Origin of the sequence: Photobacterium sp. GB-1 (assembly GCF_003026165.1) — a bacterium.
Lineage (GTDB): Bacteria > Pseudomonadota > Gammaproteobacteria > Enterobacterales > Vibrionaceae > Photobacterium.
Genome location: NZ_PYOB01000012.1, coordinates 66,598 through 85,729, shown reverse-complemented (window position 1 = coordinate 85,729; position 19,132 = coordinate 66,598). Strand labels below are relative to the sequence as shown.

The window sequence follows — 19,132 nt, the reverse complement described above, 5'->3', positions numbered from 1 at the left end:
TTTAGCTAAACGTGGCAATGATTACTTCGCTGCGCTCTTAATTGCTTGTTCGATGAACTCAGCAAATTTATGTCCGTGATGCTCTAGCATTTTCGGGAACATAGAAATTGGCGTCATTCCTGGGAAGGTATTGATTTCATTCAGTAGGATTTCGTTGTCTTCACTTAGGAAGAAATCAATACGAGAAAGATCTTTTAGCTTCATTTGTACAAACGCTTTACGAGCATAAGTGCGGATCGCTTCAATCTGCTCTTGCGTTAAGTTCTCTGCTTCAACCATGGTGGTTGATACACTATCAGCGCTGTATTTTTCTTCGTAGCTGTAGAATTTATCAGTTGGGCAAGATACTTCACCCGGCTTGGTGATCACTAGCTCGTCACCGTATTGGTAAGCAGCAATTTCCAGTTCACGTGGACGAATCGCTTTTTCAATAAGTACTTGATCAGAGTAACCAAACGCATTGTTAACAGCATCTGTTAGTTCTTGTTCAGTCGTTACACAGTAACAACCAACTGAAGATCCCTGACAAGCCGCTTTAACAAAGACCTTGCCCCACTTTTTAAATGCTTCAAGCGCTTCTTGATGTGCTTCTTGGTTGTTTTCACTTAGGAAAATATAAGGCGTGTTAGGGATGTTTAGTGCATCAAACCACAGTTTAGTTGTGATCTTATTAAAGCAATTTGTGCTTGCTTCTGCTCCACACCCTAAGAAAGGTAGACCAGCGATTGTCAGTAAAGATTGCAGATCGCCCGTTTCACCTGGGAAACCATGAACACAAGGAATGACATAATCGATCACTATTTCTTGATCGCCAACAATCAATGTTTTGTCTAAATTTAACTCACAAGAACGATTTTCAGCGTCTAACCAGCCGTCATTTTTAGTCATCTCTACTCGAGTATAAGTAACACCGCTGATCGTTTTTAGTTGCTCTTCAATAAAGTTTGCTGATACGAGAGAAACTTCATGCTCAGCACTACCGCCGCCGCATAATAATAAAACATGGATAGAGCTCATCATCATCCCTTGTAAACGCCGCTAGCTTTAGATGTCGCTAACGTGAAAATAATTAATAACTTTGATACAAATAGAACCAATGCAAAATCGTCAAAGTCTGTGTGAATAACATAGTAATCAAAAAAATCGATACTGTGCACCCTCTGCTATCGCGAATCGTGATTTATTTTAAATTTGACTCGTTACTTGCTTAGTAAATCAACGCTTCTAACACCGTGCTTACATGTATCTACTGGACTTACGGCAATAAAAAAGTCATTTACCGTAATAAATGACTTTTCATCAATATAATCTGTTATGTGAAATGCTTAACGAATACGTTGTAATGTTGGATATTGTGTTGCTTCAATATCTGCGAGGTTACGAACAAATGCGCCAGATTGAACCACTTTTTGAGGCATAGCTGCCAGTGCTGCTTTTGCAGTTTCATAATCCTTGTAATGACCATATAACAAGGTATAGACACTACTACCATTGATCATCTTATCATTGAGCCATGCGGGTTGATCCGCTGGTAACTGACTTAAATAAGGTTTAAATTCATTTGTTTCACGCATGGCTAACAGTTGAATACTGAACCCTTTAACGGCTGTGGTTTTCTCCCCTACTGCCGCTTCTTCTGTCACAGCCTCTTTGCTAACTGCGTTTTGTGTTTCATCGATTGGCTGTGTATTTGGCGTGGCTTCTGTCGCTTGTTCATTCACAGCTTCAGGTTCTGGTGTGCTTTCAACCGCCATCTCTGCCGCTTGTTCAGCCGTTGTTGCTGCTGTCGCTACATTCGCTGCTGCTTGTGGTGTTGCCTCGACTACATTTTTGTTCTGAGTGTTTTCAGCAACACGTTGGGCTGATACTTGATGGTCTTCACCCACGATATCAACCATATCATTAGATTCTTGAGCCTCTGAATTATCCGTTTGTGCTATATTTTGCTCAGGCTCTATTGCTGTCGTCTGCGTATTTGGGGTTTCAGTTGTTGTTGGTACAACAGCAGGTGTTGTTTCTGTTGCGAGTTGTTTTTCACTAATGGCGACAGATTCACTGGATAAATATAAAGGTTCAGACACAACACTTGGATCGACTTCCGCTACGGTATCGATAGGTTTTATTGTTTGTTCTGCATTAGATTGATTAATTGTTTCAACCGGTGCTTGAGTTTGCGGTGTAGACATACAGCCAGTAAGTGCAGCTAGCATACTGATAGTAAATATTTTTTTCATGATTGGATTCAGACCTAACGAAAGTGTAGCAACTACATTAATGATATTCTGCCGTGCCTTTATTCACCAATCAACAGTAACCTTCTATTAATAGATTCTTTATTAAGTAATTGTTTTAAAGGTCACGCTAAAAAGGAAAAAAGCCCCCTGCATTATACAGAGCGAAATGTTAGCGATAAAAAGAATTAATACGGTTCAGTTGATTATAATGTTGCATTGATGCCTAGCCTTTACTCTCGATCACCAACTACATTTGTATTTGTTTTTCCACCACCGCCAAAGTACTCAATATCAAATAAGTTCTTCAGATTTAAGCGTAATTCAACATCGGTTTCAGTAGAACTCATACCGTCAGATATACCTGAGTCAAAACGTATATATTCATTTTAAGCATCGATATTTTTTCTCATGAAAGGTATTTTTTTAAAGCAGGTCAATGAAAAGCTATATTGACTAAATAGTTATTTAAGTCAGCATCTTCATTCAGTAAACTGACGTTATTATTTTGTATTGTGTTTTATTTTGGAGTAGATATGGCTGATCCCCATATTAAATGTGAACTTGATGTATTAGATAAGCTCACTGTTGTGCTTTACCGTTCTGCACTAACGATTGCTGCACTTATCATGGCTATTATTGGCTACGAAACGATACCAGCAACGCCATTCTTAATTATTGTCGCTTTATTAGCTTCAACAACCGTCCACATTTATGACAAACGCTTCCGTTGGTTAATTCAAGGGGCTGGTTTATTTGCTGCTATTTGGCTAATTGCTGGTTTATGGCAACCGTTAGCATTAGGTGCTGCTTTATTTGTGTTTAGCGCACTCTCCGTCAAAGAATACTTTTGTTTTCAAATTAAAGCATTGCTGCTTACCCCTATTGTATTAGCTGGCTTTTGGTTCTGTTTTATCTTTAATGTTCCCGCCGGCGTTATTGCGTGTGCAATGCTTGGCGCAATCTTATTAGGCGTAGCTGCATTTAGTAAGTGGCGTATGCCTTTACATTTTGATATTGGTGATAAAACACGTTATCAAGTTTAAGCAATGACATTTTATTGATGATAACAAGAGATCATAGCGATCTCTTTTTTATTACTGCTTAGCCAACTTTCGAATATGTTTCTGTTCATACATATTCTGATCTGCAATGTTGAGTGCAGCTTTAACACCATCATCTAAGGTGCTAATACCATATGAAAAGCTCAGATATAGTTCTTGAGCTGAAAAATACTCTTCAATACTAGTACGTATTTTTTCCATTCTTTTACTTACAACATCAACGTATAGACTATCGAACAGTAATATAAATTCATCGCCGCCAAAACGAATCATGACATCATTCGCACGTAACATAGTTTTCAAAGTGTAAGCAAAATCACGTAGAACCTCATCGCCTTTACTATGTCCGTACGAGTCATTAATAGGTTTAAAACCATCTAGATCAATAAACACTAATTGTTGGCTATGTTTAACATAGCTTGATTCTAAGTAATCTTTTTGAAAGCAACCCGTTAAATTATCAATCGAGATATTACCGTTATCTTCATAGACACTACAAATCACAAAGTCTTGGCCAAAGTGGGTTAACTTTTGGCGATAAGTCTGAAAAAACTGACTACCATTGTCTGTTTCTACGGTTTCATTTGATGTAATGAAACAACTATTACCATTAAGTAATTCTTGATCTAGCGCTAAGCAAGTACGGTAATCAGGAAATATTCTGCATACCTCATCAACAGGTACATCAACTAAATCCATATTAAGGTAATCAATATGCTTTTGATTGTTATAAATCGCATTACCGTTATTATCACGAATAATGACAAATGCATCACAGGTACTAATCAGTGATGACATCAGTAAAGATGGTGCACTATTACAGTTTTCTAAGATCTGTTTATAATTCTCGTTGATCCTTTGTTGCTCTGCATAAACATCAAAACTATTGGGACTCACACCGATAATATTATAGTGATCAATTTGAGTTAACTTTTCTATCGCCGCTCTGGCTTCTAGTGGGCTTTTAGAACGATTAAGTTCATAAATCGCCTGATCAAGTGCTAAACATAAAGACTTTTGCCCTTTTTCATTAACTGACAAGGACTTTGTAGGTTGCAATTTATCTACATGTAACGGTTTGGAAAAATAGAAACCTTGGTATTCCATCTCTCCAAACTGCTTTAGCAAATTCAACTGTTCAAAGGTTTCTATTCCTTCAACAATAATTCTTTTACCTAGAACTTTAGCTATTTTTTCATAAGTTGTTCTTACTAACGAATAGGCGACATAGCTTTGATCTATATTCTCAATTAATTTTCTATCTAATTTAATGTAATCGACATCAAGATGAATCAACATCTCACTATTGATATAGCCTTTGCCGTAATCATCCAGCGCAAAATTCACACCAACGGCTTTTAATTCAGCAATTGCCGCTTGAATTTGACGAAAATCATGACACTTATCATGGTTCGTTAATTCTAATATAACATTTTTCTCAACAGCGAAGATTTCTTTACATTGTTTAATAAACTCAAAGTTAATCAAACTGTTAATTGAAATATTAATCGCAATTCTTATCTTTGACGCACAGTGATTAACTCCACGTTGCTCAAGTACCTGACGAATAACCATGAGATCAAAATTCACAGTATCTTCTACAGCATTGACATAGTTTTGAATATTAATCGATTGTTCGGCAGCACATAATAGCGCTTCATAAGATGAGATTTCGCCGTTGATATATCTGGGCTGATAGTGGAATGTAAATTTAGATAGCATATTTATTATTCTTTCTTGTTCTATATTAATGAATAATAATTCAACAGTTAAAAATACTCCAAAAAGAAACTGTAACAAAATCTATATAAAAACAATTAGATAACTTATTGATAAAAAATAATGTTAATTGAATGAATTGTGTAATTATCTAGTCAAGTATCGATATTAATGATCCTCTTAGCTTTATCTCTTTATGAATTTATTACGTTCAGATCACAGCTCTTTGGCTAGGTTTTCCATCTTATCTGATTCAGGTTTATCCTATAACTAGCTTATCTATTAACTATAAAGGATATCGATCATGGATGGGATGAGACGTTTGCTCAAACCAAAATCAATTACCGTTATTGGCGCATCAGATAACCCTTCGCGTGCCGGTAATGTGGTTATTCGGAATCTCTTATCCGATCAATTCCGTGGTCCTATTATGCCTGTCACACCAAAATATGATGCGGTAGCAGGTATTCTCGCTTATCCTGATATTGCTAGCCTACCGCGTGTCCCTGATTTAGCTATTGTGTGTACTCGGGCTGAGTTAAATATTGATATCGTTGAACAACTGGGTAAGAAAGGCGTTAAAGCTGCTATTATTCTTGCGGCAGGAATGAATAATCCACAGTTAAACCCCGCCCCTTTTACGCCAAACCATCAGCCAAGCCTTGAAGATCAAATGTTGGCGAAAGCCAAAGAATATGGAATGCGATTAATCGGCCCTAATAGTATGGGATTGATCTTACCGTGGCTAAACTTGAACGCATCGTTTTCTCCCATAAGTGCTAATAAAGGAAATATTGCCTTCATCTCTCAATCGGCGGCTGTTTGTACCACTATTTTAGATTGGGCAAAAAATAAGAGTATTGGATTCTCTACCTTTTTGTCACTCGGTGATGCTTGCGATATTAACTTTGCGGAGTTATTAGATACCTTATGCCAAGATTCTAAAACAGAAGCGATTTTGCTTTACATTGATTCGGTAAAAGATGCACGCCGTTTTATGTCTGCCGCTAGGGCCGCTGCTCGTAACCGCCGAATACTGGTGTTAAAAAGTGGCCGAACCCAAGCCGGTAGCTCTGCTGCACATATCCATACCGGTGGTGATATTGGCTTAGATGCGGTTTATGACGCTGCGATTAGGCGATCAGGTATGTTACGCGTAAACAATACTCATGAACTGTTTGCTGCGGTTGAAACACTTGCCCACTCTGTGCCGTTACGAGGTGAGCGCTTAGCGATTTTAACCAATGGCGGCGGGCCTGCAATTATGGCTGTCGATGCGCTTTCAGATCGCGGTGGAAAACTTGCCCAACTCAGTCCTGAAACCATTAATCGGCTTTCTGCTGTGTTACCTTCATCTTGGTCTCACTCTAATCCCATTGATATTATTGGTGATGCTGATATAACGCGTTACCAACAGGCAATTAAGATCTTATTAGACAGTGATGATTTTGATGCCTTATTGATCATGCACAGTCCATCTGCTATTGCGCCCGATACAGCGACCGCTGAAGCACTCGTTGACACTCTCCACCAGCACCCTCGGACTAAACGTTTTAATATATTGACTAATTGGGCGGGTGAAAACGAAGCGGCTATAGCACGAAGAACCTTTACAGAAGCAGGGTTTCCTGCCTATCGCACTCCTGAAAGCGCAGTCTCCGCTTTCATGCATTTAGTCGAATACCGACGTAACCAAAAGCAACTGATGGAAACACCGGCTTCTGTTGGCTATGACAATCATAATTCACATCAAGTCCATGAATTAGTGAATATCATGCTGACCAATAATATTCATCATTTAGAAACGCATGAAGCTCGCCCTATTTTAGAATGTTATGGCTTTAATACTCTACCAACATGGATTGCGCTTGATGCTGTTGAAGCGGTTCATATTGCTGAGCAAATAGGCTATCCCGTTGCGGTTAAGTTACGCTCTCCTGATATACGACATAAATCAGAAATACATGGCGTTGTTCTTCATTTACGTACCGCAGCAGAAGTTGAAACCGCAGCGCAAGCTATCTTTGATAGGGCTACTATGCTTTACCCCACTGCGCGTATTGATGGATTGTTAGTACAACGTATGGCAGATCGTTCAGGGGCACAGGAATTGCGGATCGATGTACATAATGATCCGATCTTTGGCCCTGTGATCTTAATGGGCGAAGATAATGCGCATTGGGATATCCACCGTGACGCAGCAGTAGGTATACCACCATTAAATATGGCGCTGGCTCGTTATATGGTGATCGATGCTCTAAAAACAGGAAAAATCAAACAGCGCAGTGCATTAGAGAAAATAGACATTCCTGCTTTGTGTAATTTATTGGTTAAGATCTCACATTTGATCATTGATTGCCCAGAGATCAAAGCCCTTAATATTCATCCATTATTAATTAGCGGTAGTGATCTCACTGTGTTAGATGCCTCAATGGAGATTCAATCTTTCAGTGGTGATAAACAAAAACGCCTTGCGATACGTCCTTACCCTAAAGAGTACGAAGAAAGTTGTGTGCTCAAAGATGGTCAAACCTTACTATTGCGCCCTATTTTGCCTGAAGATGAACCGTTACATAAAACCTTTATGTCTAAGGTTTCGGTTGAAGATCTTTATAAACGCTTTTTCTCTGATGTCGGCGAGCTAAACCATGAAGCACTCGCTAAGTTTACGCAAATAGACTACGACCGTGAGATGGCTTTTGTTGCCGTTGCACAAAATGCCAATATCAACCCAGATACAAATGAGAAAGAAGATGTTGTTTTAGGTGTTGCTCGGGCGTTATCCGATCCTAAAAACCACGATGCCGAGTTTGCGATTCTAGTACGCTCTGATATGAAAGGATTAGGACTTGGCAGTATCTTAATGGACAAGTTAGTGAGATACAGTAAACAACGTGGATTGCAATATTTAACGGGAATGACGATGCCGTCAAATCGCGGGATGATCCATCTTGCAGAGAAAGTCGGTTTTAGCATTGATGTACAACTAGAAGATGGCATTGTGGAAATGCTACTTCCACTTACTGACAAAAAAGATAGCTAAGCTCCGAGGCAGCCATTCGATGAAATCATCAAATTGCTGCCTTTTTGATTTTATTGCTTATATTCAACATCTAACGTTAAACTTTAAATTGACGAATTATATAATGTAGCTGTGATGATAAATCAGATAATTCTTGGGTGGATTTAACGGTTTCATTAACGCTTTGAGCACTTTGCTGAGAAATCATATTCACCGTTTCCATGTTTCTATTTATTTCTTCAGTCGTTGTACTTTGCTCTTCTGAAGCATTAGCACTTTGTGTATTCATATCGTTGATCTTGGCAATAGATTCGCTGATCACCCCAAACGCATCTCGGGATTTCGTCGCATTCACAACACTTTCTTTCACAAAGTTATTACTCTTATCCATACTGACAACTAGTTCGTTAGTGCCTAGCTGCACTTTTTCAATTAATACTTGGATTTCTGTCGTTGAATCTTGCGTGCGTTTTGCTAACTCTCTGACTTCATCAGCCACAACCGCAAAACCTCGCCCTTGATCGCCAGCCCGTGCTGCTTCGATTGCAGCATTTAAAGCCAGCAAATTCGTTTGATCTGCGATGCCGCGAATAACATCTAAAATTCCACCTATATTTTCAGTCTCTTGCACCAATTGATTTAACCGTACTGAGGTGAGGTTTATTTCTTCATCAAGTTGATGGATACCTTCTATTGTATCTTTAACAATGATAATACCTGATTGCGCTTCCCTATTTGCTTCATTAGCGAATTGAGCGGCTGAAAAGGCATTCTGTGCAACTTCTTGAACTGACATAGACATTTGATTCATCGCCACTGCCACTTCATCTGTCATATGTTGTTGTTCTTTCACACCTTGGCTTGATTGCGTCGTTATCGTGGTTAAATTATCTGATGCATTTCCAAGTTGATCACTCGCATTACTCATTTTTAAAATGATTTGTTTTAAGCTATCTGCTGTTGTTTGCAATGCAGTGAGTAATACACCTACTTCATTATTACCATTTGGCTTGATTTGAATCGTTAAATTACCGTTAGCGAGCTCTTTTGCGGCAACAACCGCTCGTCCTATTGGTCCAGTGATGGTTTTCGAAATAATAATGCCAATAATCAAGGCAAGAATCGCTGTAATGATTCCCCCCCAAGTAATCACTTTGGTTGCTAAATCCGCAGCATTTTCTGCCGATATTTTACGTTGCTGCATTAAGTCTTTTTCAACTACGATGATATCATTCACTTTAGTACGCAGTTCGTCCATGTAGATCTTGCCTTGCTTCGTTGAAAGCTCTTGGTATAAATCTTCCATCACTTTGTAATCAAGCCCATTTTTTATCAGCTTAATTGCAACCTCAGCATAATTATTAATCCAAGCATTGACGTTTCTATCTTCAAACTTGTTGAATTTAAATATATTTTCTAACTCTTTCTTACCGATGTAATACGGCTCAAGGTAAGCTTCATCTTTATTAATGATATAACCACGTAATCCTGTTTCCATATTAATTAACGCTTGGAGTACATCAGTGCTTTTATAGCCAAACTTTCTATCTTTTACTTCAACTCGAATCTGATCCATAAGCTTCTTCCCCATTCCAGAAGCTAATAGTTCATCGATTTCAATGGCTGCATTCTCACCACTTTTAATATCTTTTCGAAGCTTAATGATATTTTCTGCATACTTTTGCCAGTTCATCGCATCACTCTCGACTTTATCAAACCGTCGTTGTTGTGTTGGATTATCACTGGTCAATTGTTTAACAATATTAAGATCTTTTTTGAACCTATCTTTACCACTCACATAAGGTTCTAAATATTCAGTTTGTCCACCAATAGCAAAACCGCGCAGTCCTGTTTCTTGATCAATCATCGCACTAACAAGCCCATTCGCATGATCGATAACTTTATATGTGTGTTCTACTTTTTTGGATGTTTGCTCCATTGTATTAATTGCATTCCATACAATGGTAAATAAAACGCCAAGTAAAAAAATAACGAAGCCATTACTTATTAGTAGCTTATTTCTTATTGAAATATTGGAGATATTCATAATGTATTAGCCTTTTATTATTGAGTAATAACGGCAGATATGACGGCGATCACTTCAGTTAACCCAAAATGTCCATAGCTTGTAGCCTTATATAGAATAAGCAATTAATTGCACTTAAATTTATAAACTACAGTAATTTGTTTTAAAACTGAGAATATCAAACGTATTGATAAAATTATCTTTAAAGCCGTAGCATATTTAGCTAACAAAAATGCCTTATACACTATAATTTTCACTTTAAAGACAGTTATCCGAATTATGTGAGGTGTTACTGTGTATAACTATCTACACACTGAGGGATATAAAACACGTCATTATTTATATTTACTCACCACTATCATGAGCTTTTTGTTTCTATCGCATTTTACTTACGCAGGAACGACCAAAAATATTGGTACCAACATTCCTCTTGATGATCAGTACGGATTAGCACTTGAACCTGCTCCAACTATCACTTATCGCTTTTTACCACCAGCAGCTGGACAGCAACAAATTGAACAATTTATAGAACAATCTCCTGTACTCGACACCATCAAACAACTTAGCCAACGTCGTTTTATTTTCTCACCCAGTTTACAGGTTGTGTTCGGTTCTAAAGATGGCCCACTGTTCGATCCTGAGAAAAATTCGATCCACATTCCCTATCAATTTGTCATTGAAGTCCGTAAACGTTTTAAAAATAAAGGCTTGATCAACAATCAACGAGAGTTAAATCAAGCAACAGAAGATGCATTATTACATACCCTACTACATGAAATTGGTCATGCTTATATTCTTGATAGAGCAATACCCATTTTAGGCAAAGAGGAAGATTCCATTGATAACTTTGCGACTATCCTATTACTTAACGATATCGCAAGAGGAGATGAAATAGCGATGAACTCCGCCGATTTATTTGCGTTAGAAGATCTGGATATAGACAGTTTTGATGACGCGGATTTTGTCAGCGAGCACAGTTTAGACTTGCAGCGTTACTATAATATTTTATGTTTAGTGTATGGTAGTAACCCTAACCGTTATCAACGTATATTCGATGAGTTACCCGTCTCTGAACGCCAACAGCAAAAAGATCGTTGTCCTGAATATTTTTCTGTCATTAATCAAGGCTGGTTGCATTATCTTGCCGAATAACGATAAGCAAGCTGATATGAATGATATATTCATTGCAAATCAATATTTAAAGCTATAAATAACCCAAATATGACAAAGCAAAAAACAATCACTTTACTATAGGGCTATAATCTTTAATATCAATAACATGATAACGATTTACATTGTGTTGTTACACTTTTACGGATGAGTTTGTATTCTATGTCGAATGGCAGTCAAAAAGATAATAAAGCAGAAACAAACTCAGATATAAGTAAGAATGATCATACTAATGCGGTTTCGCAGCCTAAGCGATTCCGTCGCTTTCTATTTTGGACGATTTTACTTTTCACAACGCTTCCGCCTGTCGTACTTTCTATCTGGCTGAACAGTAAAGGGATCCACCTTAACAGCGTTTCAGGGTTACATTTCAAACATGGTCTTTCTGCCAAGAAAATCTCTGTCAGTATTAATGATACAAAATTAGAGTTTAACAATTTATCTCTTCAACGACGTCTCGATAAAACCAGTGGAGAAGTGTCGTATCATATAGTGGCAACAAAAACGAAACTGGTACTTCCTCCTGCAGCAAAATCAATGCTTAAAGAGAACAATGTACAACTTAACTACATTCACTTTTGGGATGCTGATTTTAAGTTTACGCATTTTAAGACACCTTTTCGTTTTTCAGCCCATGCGCGAAAAGTAACAGCATCAGCGCTGCATACTAACAGTGTAAGTGGGTGGCCTAACGCTATCCAGATACTAGAAGATGTTAACGTAGATTTTAATAGTGATCCTGATATTGCATTATCTGGCACAGTAAAGCACGGTGTGATAACCCTGTTTTTCCCTGACTATAATCCCTCTCCTCATTATCGTTTACCTTTTAACGATGGTGATTTTTCTATTGCTTGGAAGAAGGATTCAACTCCACTCAAAATTAATATTGGCTCTTTGGTTCCAGAGTGGGAAACCTTATATTCAATTTTAGAAAAGCAAATCATCACGAAAATGGCTTTCGCGATTGATTTCCATGATCCAATAGACTCTATGGTGTTAACCACTGATAAATTTCATATTGAAGAACCTAAATATTTGCCGCAATTTGTTGAGCGTGCCGATATTAATAATAAGGGCTACCACTTAGGACAAACCATTGCCAACCTTGCGCAATTGCCGATGCACAAATTTAAAGTGAAATCTTTTACTTACGGTGATTTAATTTTAGATGCGAAGGTGGTTTTAGAAACACCACTCGCAAATACAGAAGGTAAGACTGAACAAAAAAAGCATAAAAAGAAAACAGCTAAAAAACTGGCGACACAGAAACAAATTGATAGAAAAAAGGCAATAGATCAAGCGAAACAACAAGCAAAAGATCTTAACGTCACAGAAGAAGCGCGAACAAAAGCGAAATTTATTGTTCGTGGTAAAGCACTTGCGCCTAATCCCTACGATCTTGATGTGACAGTTCGTCACTTAACTAAAATTGATGCATGGGTTAATACCCACCTAACACGTAGTGACGGTAACAACCTTTACTGTGAATCTAAAATCCTCTTTAAACAGCCATTACCTACTTACTTCAATTGTAATGCTAACTTCAAAGACACCAAAGAATTTACAGATCGTCTAGGCCTAACTGAACTGCCTAACGCAAAGATCAATGGACCACTGCGCTTTTGGGCTAAACAAACATCAGCTCCTATTGATGCGCCTAAGAATAAAAGCATGCTGCTTAACAACAAACTTGCTACCGCTTATTATGATGTAGGATTTGAATTACCTGAATCTTTTGAGATCGCCTTAAACAAGTACGCTCTCCCAGCAGGCTTATTCAAAAAATTTAATGGTGAGCACGCAGAACAACGTAAAAACAAACAACTTGCCGATGTTAAAATGATCAGTGATGGCAAAATCGAATTTAACGTGAATTTCTACGACAAGCTACTACGTGTCAATTTGAAAGATGACAGTAAAAAAATTAGTTTTGTTAATAAAAAAACGCAATCGGCTATCAAACTAAATTTTAAAGATCTCAGCTGTCTTTACCCTAATTTGCAATGTCATATTAATGCAGAGATTGAAGCTAAAGCCGATAAGATTTATCCCATGCCTAATAGTTTGATTAAAAACTTCAATTTTCGCACCAACATGGTGGCAACATGGGCTAACAACCTCTTAGTCGCAAAAATGGCTAAGAATAATATTTCAATGGATAATGTTGATGTTCAAAGTATTCCTGGCTTTCAAAAGAGCCAAAGTAAGAATGTTAACTTCCAGTTAGATTCATTAGTCGGACTCTATACACAAAATAAACAAGGTACTATTGGTACATTTACCATATACCAACCAGCAGAAACAAAGGCATCACTGAATTCTGAATTTGTAGTAAACCGCCAAGAAGGAGCTCATTCAGATGAAAACAGGCATCCATCATTAAGTCGCTATCGCGCAGATCTAGGGATCAAAGTTAATAATTTTTATCTTAGCCAAGATTTGAAATTAGACGATGACACGTCATTAGAAAACGTGAAGGCTAATGCGGATAGTACAAATAAAGATCCGTCATCTAAAGTGTGCAATCCTGTCATGCGAAGTATTCCTACTCCACCGTATAAGCATAGTCACGCATATAGTATTGAAGCGTTAATTAAAGATAACGTCTACTCAGCGACGGCTCTACCACAATTGAATGTTTGTGCGGGAGCATCACATTTCACTGCGCCATTACGTAACGAAATTGATAATCCAGAAGCTTTCTTAACCGCGTCTATCATCGATACATCAGGTAATATAAACCACAATACAGATAGTGACGTTATTCTTAAACCACTGATCATTAGGTCTGATTACGGTATTGTATTTAATGTTCAACGTAATCAATTAAAACTGGGTAAAATTTACAGTGATGGCCACGTACAGTTATTAGGCAATGAGTTAACCCTCAACAATCAATTTAAAAACAGCAGAAAGGCTTTATTTGCAGATATTGATTTACACGCTAACTTTGACACTGGGAACTCTCACATAAAGTTACAGCGTCACACATTTGATTTTACACCAGAGCAAGATCTCAAAAGCTATTACATTCCTATATTGCCGATTGATTTAAATATTAACCATGGTCAATTAACCACGAGTGCCGATATTCATATAAATAAAGATGCACAAATTACAGGCTCTATTGAACTATCAAGTAAAGGCATTGCAGGTGCGTATGAAAGTTATCGCTTTGGTAACGTTGATAGCAATGTAGAATTAGCGCTGATTGATTCTAATGTGAAAACACAATCACCGCTGGAAATCTCAGCCGATTATCTTGATCTGGGTATTCCGATGTCAAACCCTCGTTTTATTGCTGATTTTGATACCGCAAAACAGTATTACCATATTGCACACGGTTCAACTGAGCTTTACGGGGGAAATGTCACTATTACACCACTCACTATCACTAGCCTGAGTAATATTAAAGAAGTTCCTTTAAAAGTAACGGGGATTGATTTAAAACGTGTAATGGCGATTGCGGATCAAGACAATATAGAGCTAACAGGAAAAGTAGATGGTGTTATTCCTATTGCGCTTGATAATGGCAGTATTGTGATACGTAACGCTTCGCTCGATACCCGTACACCCGGCGGCGTATTACGCTACATTGAAGGCTCAAGCCTTGATAAAAAAATTAAAGAGGCGGGCGCGTCAAGTCCGCTCAATATTGTAAAGGTTTTAGAAAATTACCATTATAATAGTATTGCTCTTACCTTTGATTACGCTAAAAATGGCGACCTTTCATTAATAACAGAAATCAAAGGTCAAAGCCCAGACTTCCAGAACGGACGTCCGATCCACTTAAACATTAATTTAAATGACAATATCCCTAAATTATTGCGCTCAAAAGATTTGATTTATTCATCACATTTAGTCGCTCAAATCAAACAACAACTTGGCATTCAAGAATAAGAAGACAACTACCAGATATGATTACCTATAACAAACATTGCCAAAATCAAGACAATAAGAGTCGCTCTGATGGTCATTTTTCAGCAGTAAAAGCCGCTTTTCTGCTATTAGGCCTTTCGAGTATTATTGTAATCAGTGGCTGTACACCAAAGGTTGAGGTTGCACTTTCAGAAAAGCCGATCGTTATTAACCTTAACATCAATATTAAGCATGAAATCAATGTGAAAGCCGATCGTGAAATTAATGAGCTATTCAATGACAAAGATGTATTTTAAATTCGCTCTAAATGTACTGACTGGGCTAATGCTATTGTCGTCAGTGGCTCATGCATTAACGTTACAACAAGCTAAACAGCACGGACTGATTGGTGAGGCAAATAATGGGTATGTGGCCAGTGTACAACCTACTCCTTCACCGTCTTTACGTGCGTTAATTGATTCCGTGAATAGCAAACGCCAACAAGGCTACTTGCATATCAGCAAAAAAAATAATCTATCATTAGATGAAGTGAGTAGCATGGCACAAGAAAAAGCGGTAAAGAAAACTTTACCGGGACAGTATTTTCAAACTAAAACGGGGGATTGGGTTAAAAAATAAACCCTTACTTATGTTAAGTTTTTCTTAACCCCACACTCAGTCTATTTAACTCTAAACTGTTCAGTATTCAGCGTATAATATTCTTAATTATAATTATATTTTTATCGCTATTACTATGCCCATCATTGATAACCTCAAACGTCTACGACCAATGGACGCGATATTTATTTGTACTGCGTTATTATGTTTACTGCCTATTATCAGTTCGCCAATCGCTTTAATCCTTGGTTTTCTTCTTGCCAGTTTTGGTTTAGTCCCTTCACAATTTAATATCGCTGCCCTAACCAAAAAACTTTTATCTTATTCCATTATAGGTTTGGGCTTTGGTATCCATTTAAATGAGGCAATTGAAGCCAGTAAAGCTGGATTAGGTTTAATCATTTGCTCTATTTTCTTTACGCTACTTCTAGGCTGGATTGCTACTCACTTTTTATCACTAGATAAGAAAACCGGTCATTTAATTGCCTCTGGTACTGCAATTTGTGGTGGTAGCGCTATTGCAGCGGTTTCCCCTGCTATTAATGCAAAAGATGAGCAAACATCACTTGCCTTAGCAACGGTATTTGTCTTAAACGCTGTCGCACTTTTTGTATTCCCGGCTATTGGTCATTTATTGGACATGAGCCAGCACGCTTTCGGAACATGGGCAGCGATTGCCATTCACGACACTTCATCTGTTGTCGGTGCAGCTGGTTCTTACGGGGATGAAGCCTTAAAAACAGCAACAACGTTAAAGTTAGCGCGTGCATTATGGATCATCCCTGTCGCTTTTATCAGTGCTTTAATTTTTAAAGGGAACAGCAAGAAAATCGCGGTACCTTACTTTATCGTTTTATATTGTGTTGCTATTTTAATTGCGCACTTTTTACCGCAATTTCAATCTGTTTACGATGTGATATTTACAGCTTCTAAACGTTTGCTGGTGGTGTGTCTATTCTTAATCGGCTCTGGGATCACTGTTAATAAGCTGAGAAATGCGGGTCCAAAACCAATGTTATTAGGTGTGCTACTCTGGCTTGCTATTGGTATATCCTCATTAATCTATATCGAAATGTTTATCCCTTAACTTTTCGCTATTGTCTAAACAAAGAGCCAGACTATATGTCTGGCTCTTTGTTTTTATACGCTGGTTAGCAGCCTTGAGTATTACATTTCCATAATTGGACGCCACATCTCTTCTAATTCTGCTTCTGATGGTATAGCACTATGCTCGATTTTTTTTACTACTCGACAGGGATTACCTACAGCAACAGAGTCTGCAGGAATATTTTTCGTTACAATACTACCTGCGCCAATGACACTTCTATCACCAATAGTAACCCCGTCTAATATTATGGCTCCGGCTCCTATCCATACATTATCACCAATAGTGATAGGATTAGCAGCGGCAATAGGTAAGACTCTTTCAGCAATATCTAATGGATGCCCTGCTGTACTAATAACCACATTCGGTCCAATTTGAACGAACTCTCCAAGCATCACTGGAGCAATATCTAAAATTTTAACGCCTGCATTAAGAAAACCACCACGTTTGAAATGTATATTCTTTCCCATATCACAATAAAATGGCGGAAGAATAGTAACGCCATTTACCGAACCCAATAACTCAGACAGGATGCGATGATATTTTTCGTCTTCTGATGGTCGAGCATGGTTAAAGTCATACAGCTTTTCTTTAACACTTTGCTGAAATTGGACAAGTTCTGGGTTGATGGGTAAATGTACGGAGAAATCTGATAGTTTGCTGCTCATCCTTGCCTCTAATACCAATAGACATTTCAATATAATAAATAAAGTATCTGATGGCGCGGCTATTTTATATAACAAGAAACACGGATAAATAAAAAAGCGGCTATCATTTTGCCGCTTCGTGATAGAGATCTTAATTAAAAAGGATAAATACAATTTTGTTTATTCAGGTGAATATAACAACAAGTCAAAACGGCCGTTACCATGAAGAATATCAAGATCAGGCTCATCCGCAATTAAATCACGAATAGATGGGCTTGCAATAATCGCACGCTCTAGATCTTCAATCGCTTGCTCTTCAATCCCTAATCGAGAATAAGCACAAGCACGCTGATAAAGTGCTGGACCATTGGTGTCATCCACCTCCAACACTCGATTACATAAGCTCAGCGCCCAATGGTATTCCTTAATTTCCATTGCCGCATCTGCTTTATAGGTTAACGCTTCAAGATCACCGGGGCGAATAAGTAAAATTTCGTCATACACGCCAATACGTTGTTCTGGTGTTTGAGAACTTTGCGCACGTAACCAAAGGTTATGAATTTCGTTAATTTTCTCAATTTCTTTATTATTTTCACTAATAATGCGTGTTTTACGTTTTAAATCTCGTTCAAGCGCCAAGAACTTCTTCTCATATTCTTGGGCAATCTTCTCTAATCGTTTATCCGCCATTTCAGTGGTGTTACTTTTAAACTCTCGAAGAGACTGCCAGCCAACAAAAGCGATAAGAGATGCGACACCTGCAATAATGTAGAAAAAGTAAGTGACGGTGACATTCGCATAATTTAATGACTTATCGGCAACTGATAATTCGCGATCGGTAATTTCTATCACCATTCGACGTTCAAGATCTTGCTGTGATTCACGTAAATCTTTCAATTCATCAAGAATATAACGTTCCATGAACGGCTTTTCTAACATGTCCGTTTCTGAGTATTTTTTTTCACTTGCCTGTACAGAAAAACAGAGAAGTAGAGAAACTAATAGCCCTATAAGCAAGCGCATAAGTATTCCTTTTACATAGGTAAACAGTACAACTTCTGAAACCATAGCAAATGGAGGGACTAAATAGCAAAAAGTGAAGGTAAATTGCTGAAAAATAGGTATATAAGCAGTTTAATAGAAATATATCGAATAATTAATCATCACTTTCTAGTTTTGTAATGATTGAAATAAGACCATTTACTCTTCTAAAATGTAAATCCCCTATTAAAAAACTAAATAGAGGTTATCAATAAATCAACATTACGAACTCACAGTATTATGGTTCAATTTCAACCCGATCAGATCTAGATACAGTTTGAATTGCGTGATGTTTACTCTCATCAACTTTAAGCCATACCACTGTAATAAGAATAACAAAGGCGATTAAATCGCAAATTGCACTGATTAATCCTGATGTCATTAGCGAAGCAACTATTAGCCCAATCGCAATCAATGCCGCTGTAATTCTAAGCTTTTTATCATTATTTTTATCTAACCATTTTTTCATACTTCACTCCTATCTGCTGATTAATAGTAATAGAGTGATGAAGGTTGAAAAATATCGATTGAGTATTTGATAGAGTAAAATAGTCTATCAAATACTCGTTATTAAATGTGAGTATTAAAAAGCGAACATACTATTTGGCTCTTACGATACAGATAGAGC

14 protein-coding genes are annotated in these 19,132 nt (G+C 37.7%); 7 read left to right on the top strand and 7 right to left on the bottom strand.

From position 1 onward, the window contains the following. Positions 1-21: 21 nt before the first annotated feature. Together C9J45_RS13085 and C9J45_RS13080 are read right to left on the bottom strand one after the other, a co-directional pair. Entirely contained in the window at positions 22-1,017 is a 996-nt protein-coding gene (locus C9J45_RS13085; RefSeq protein ID WP_107292632.1) for a D-alanine--D-alanine ligase, read from the bottom strand. Between the two features lie 308 nt (positions 1,018-1,325). After that, positions 1,326-2,234 carry an SPOR domain-containing protein gene (locus C9J45_RS13080; protein WP_107292631.1) on the bottom strand — a complete coding sequence of 303 codons (909 nt, stop codon included), beginning with the start codon at positions 2,232-2,234 and terminating at the stop codon, positions 1,326-1,328. Between the two features lie 533 nt (positions 2,235-2,767). Between C9J45_RS13080 and C9J45_RS13075 the strand changes: the two genes are divergently transcribed. Next, positions 2,768-3,277, top strand: coding sequence for a hypothetical protein (locus tag C9J45_RS13075; RefSeq protein ID WP_107207916.1), 510 nt, complete (start codon positions 2,768-2,770; stop codon positions 3,275-3,277). Between the two features lie 51 nt (positions 3,278-3,328). Here the strand turns inward: C9J45_RS13075 and C9J45_RS13070 are convergent, their stop codons facing one another. Beyond that, the gene (locus tag C9J45_RS13070) at positions 3,329-5,017 is read right to left on the bottom strand and encodes a GGDEF domain-containing protein (RefSeq protein WP_107207915.1); all 1,689 of its coding nucleotides are present in this window, start codon (positions 5,015-5,017) and stop codon (positions 3,329-3,331) included. Positions 5,018-5,318: 301 nt separating this feature from the next. Between C9J45_RS13070 and C9J45_RS13065 the strand changes: the two genes are divergently transcribed. Beyond that, positions 5,319-8,057 carry a bifunctional acetate--CoA ligase family protein/GNAT family N-acetyltransferase gene (locus C9J45_RS13065; protein ID WP_107261299.1) on the top strand — a complete coding sequence of 913 codons (2,739 nt, stop codon included), beginning with the start codon at positions 5,319-5,321 and terminating at the stop codon, positions 8,055-8,057. A gap of 76 nt (positions 8,058-8,133) precedes the next feature. Here the strand turns inward: C9J45_RS13065 and C9J45_RS13060 are convergent, their stop codons facing one another. Beyond that, the gene (locus tag C9J45_RS13060) at positions 8,134-10,083 is read right to left on the bottom strand and encodes a CHASE3 domain-containing protein (RefSeq protein ID WP_107207911.1); all 1,950 of its coding nucleotides are present in this window, start codon (positions 10,081-10,083) and stop codon (positions 8,134-8,136) included. Positions 10,084-10,356: 273 nt separating this feature from the next. On the opposite strand from C9J45_RS13060, the gene C9J45_RS13055 reads away from it, so the two are divergent. The 5 genes from C9J45_RS13055 to C9J45_RS13035 all read left to right on the top strand — a co-directional run bounded on the left by C9J45_RS13055 (position 10,357) and on the right by C9J45_RS13035 (position 16,798). Continuing rightward, positions 10,357-11,214: a DUF4344 domain-containing metallopeptidase gene (locus C9J45_RS13055; protein WP_107292630.1), complete on the top strand. Its 858-nt coding sequence runs from the start codon at positions 10,357-10,359 to the stop codon at positions 11,212-11,214. 180 nt (positions 11,215-11,394) lie between these two features. Continuing rightward, positions 11,395-15,135 (top strand): YdbH domain-containing protein, encoded by a 3,741-nt coding sequence (locus tag C9J45_RS13050; protein WP_107292629.1) that lies wholly within the window; start codon positions 11,395-11,397, stop codon positions 15,133-15,135. 17 nt (positions 15,136-15,152) lie between these two features. Then, positions 15,153-15,410 carry a YnbE family lipoprotein gene (locus C9J45_RS21775; RefSeq protein WP_233217752.1) on the top strand — a complete coding sequence of 86 codons (258 nt, stop codon included), beginning with the start codon at positions 15,153-15,155 and terminating at the stop codon, positions 15,408-15,410. After that, positions 15,391-15,732, top strand: a complete 342-nt coding sequence (locus C9J45_RS13040) for a YdbL family protein (protein ID WP_107247434.1) — start codon at positions 15,391-15,393, stop codon at positions 15,730-15,732. The genes C9J45_RS21775 and C9J45_RS13040 overlap by 20 nt, the downstream gene beginning before the upstream one ends. A 115-nt stretch (positions 15,733-15,847) precedes the next feature. After that, positions 15,848-16,798 (top strand): YeiH family protein, encoded by a 951-nt coding sequence (locus tag C9J45_RS13035; protein WP_107207904.1) that lies wholly within the window; start codon positions 15,848-15,850, stop codon positions 16,796-16,798. A gap of 80 nt (positions 16,799-16,878) precedes the next feature. Here C9J45_RS13035 and C9J45_RS13030 read toward each other — a convergent pair whose 3' ends face one another. The 3 genes from C9J45_RS13030 to C9J45_RS13020 form a co-directional block, all read right to left on the bottom strand. Further along, a complete protein-coding gene (locus C9J45_RS13030; protein WP_107207903.1) occupies positions 16,879-17,484 on the bottom strand; it encodes a sugar O-acetyltransferase in 606 nt (201 codons plus the stop codon). A gap of 159 nt (positions 17,485-17,643) precedes the next feature. Then, positions 17,644-18,486 (bottom strand): tetratricopeptide repeat protein, encoded by an 843-nt coding sequence (locus tag C9J45_RS13025; RefSeq protein WP_107207902.1) that lies wholly within the window; start codon positions 18,484-18,486, stop codon positions 17,644-17,646. A gap of 256 nt (positions 18,487-18,742) precedes the next feature. Next, positions 18,743-18,973: a hypothetical protein gene (locus C9J45_RS13020; RefSeq protein WP_107207901.1), complete on the bottom strand. Its 231-nt coding sequence runs from the start codon at positions 18,971-18,973 to the stop codon at positions 18,743-18,745. Positions 18,974-19,132: the final 159 nt, after the last annotated feature.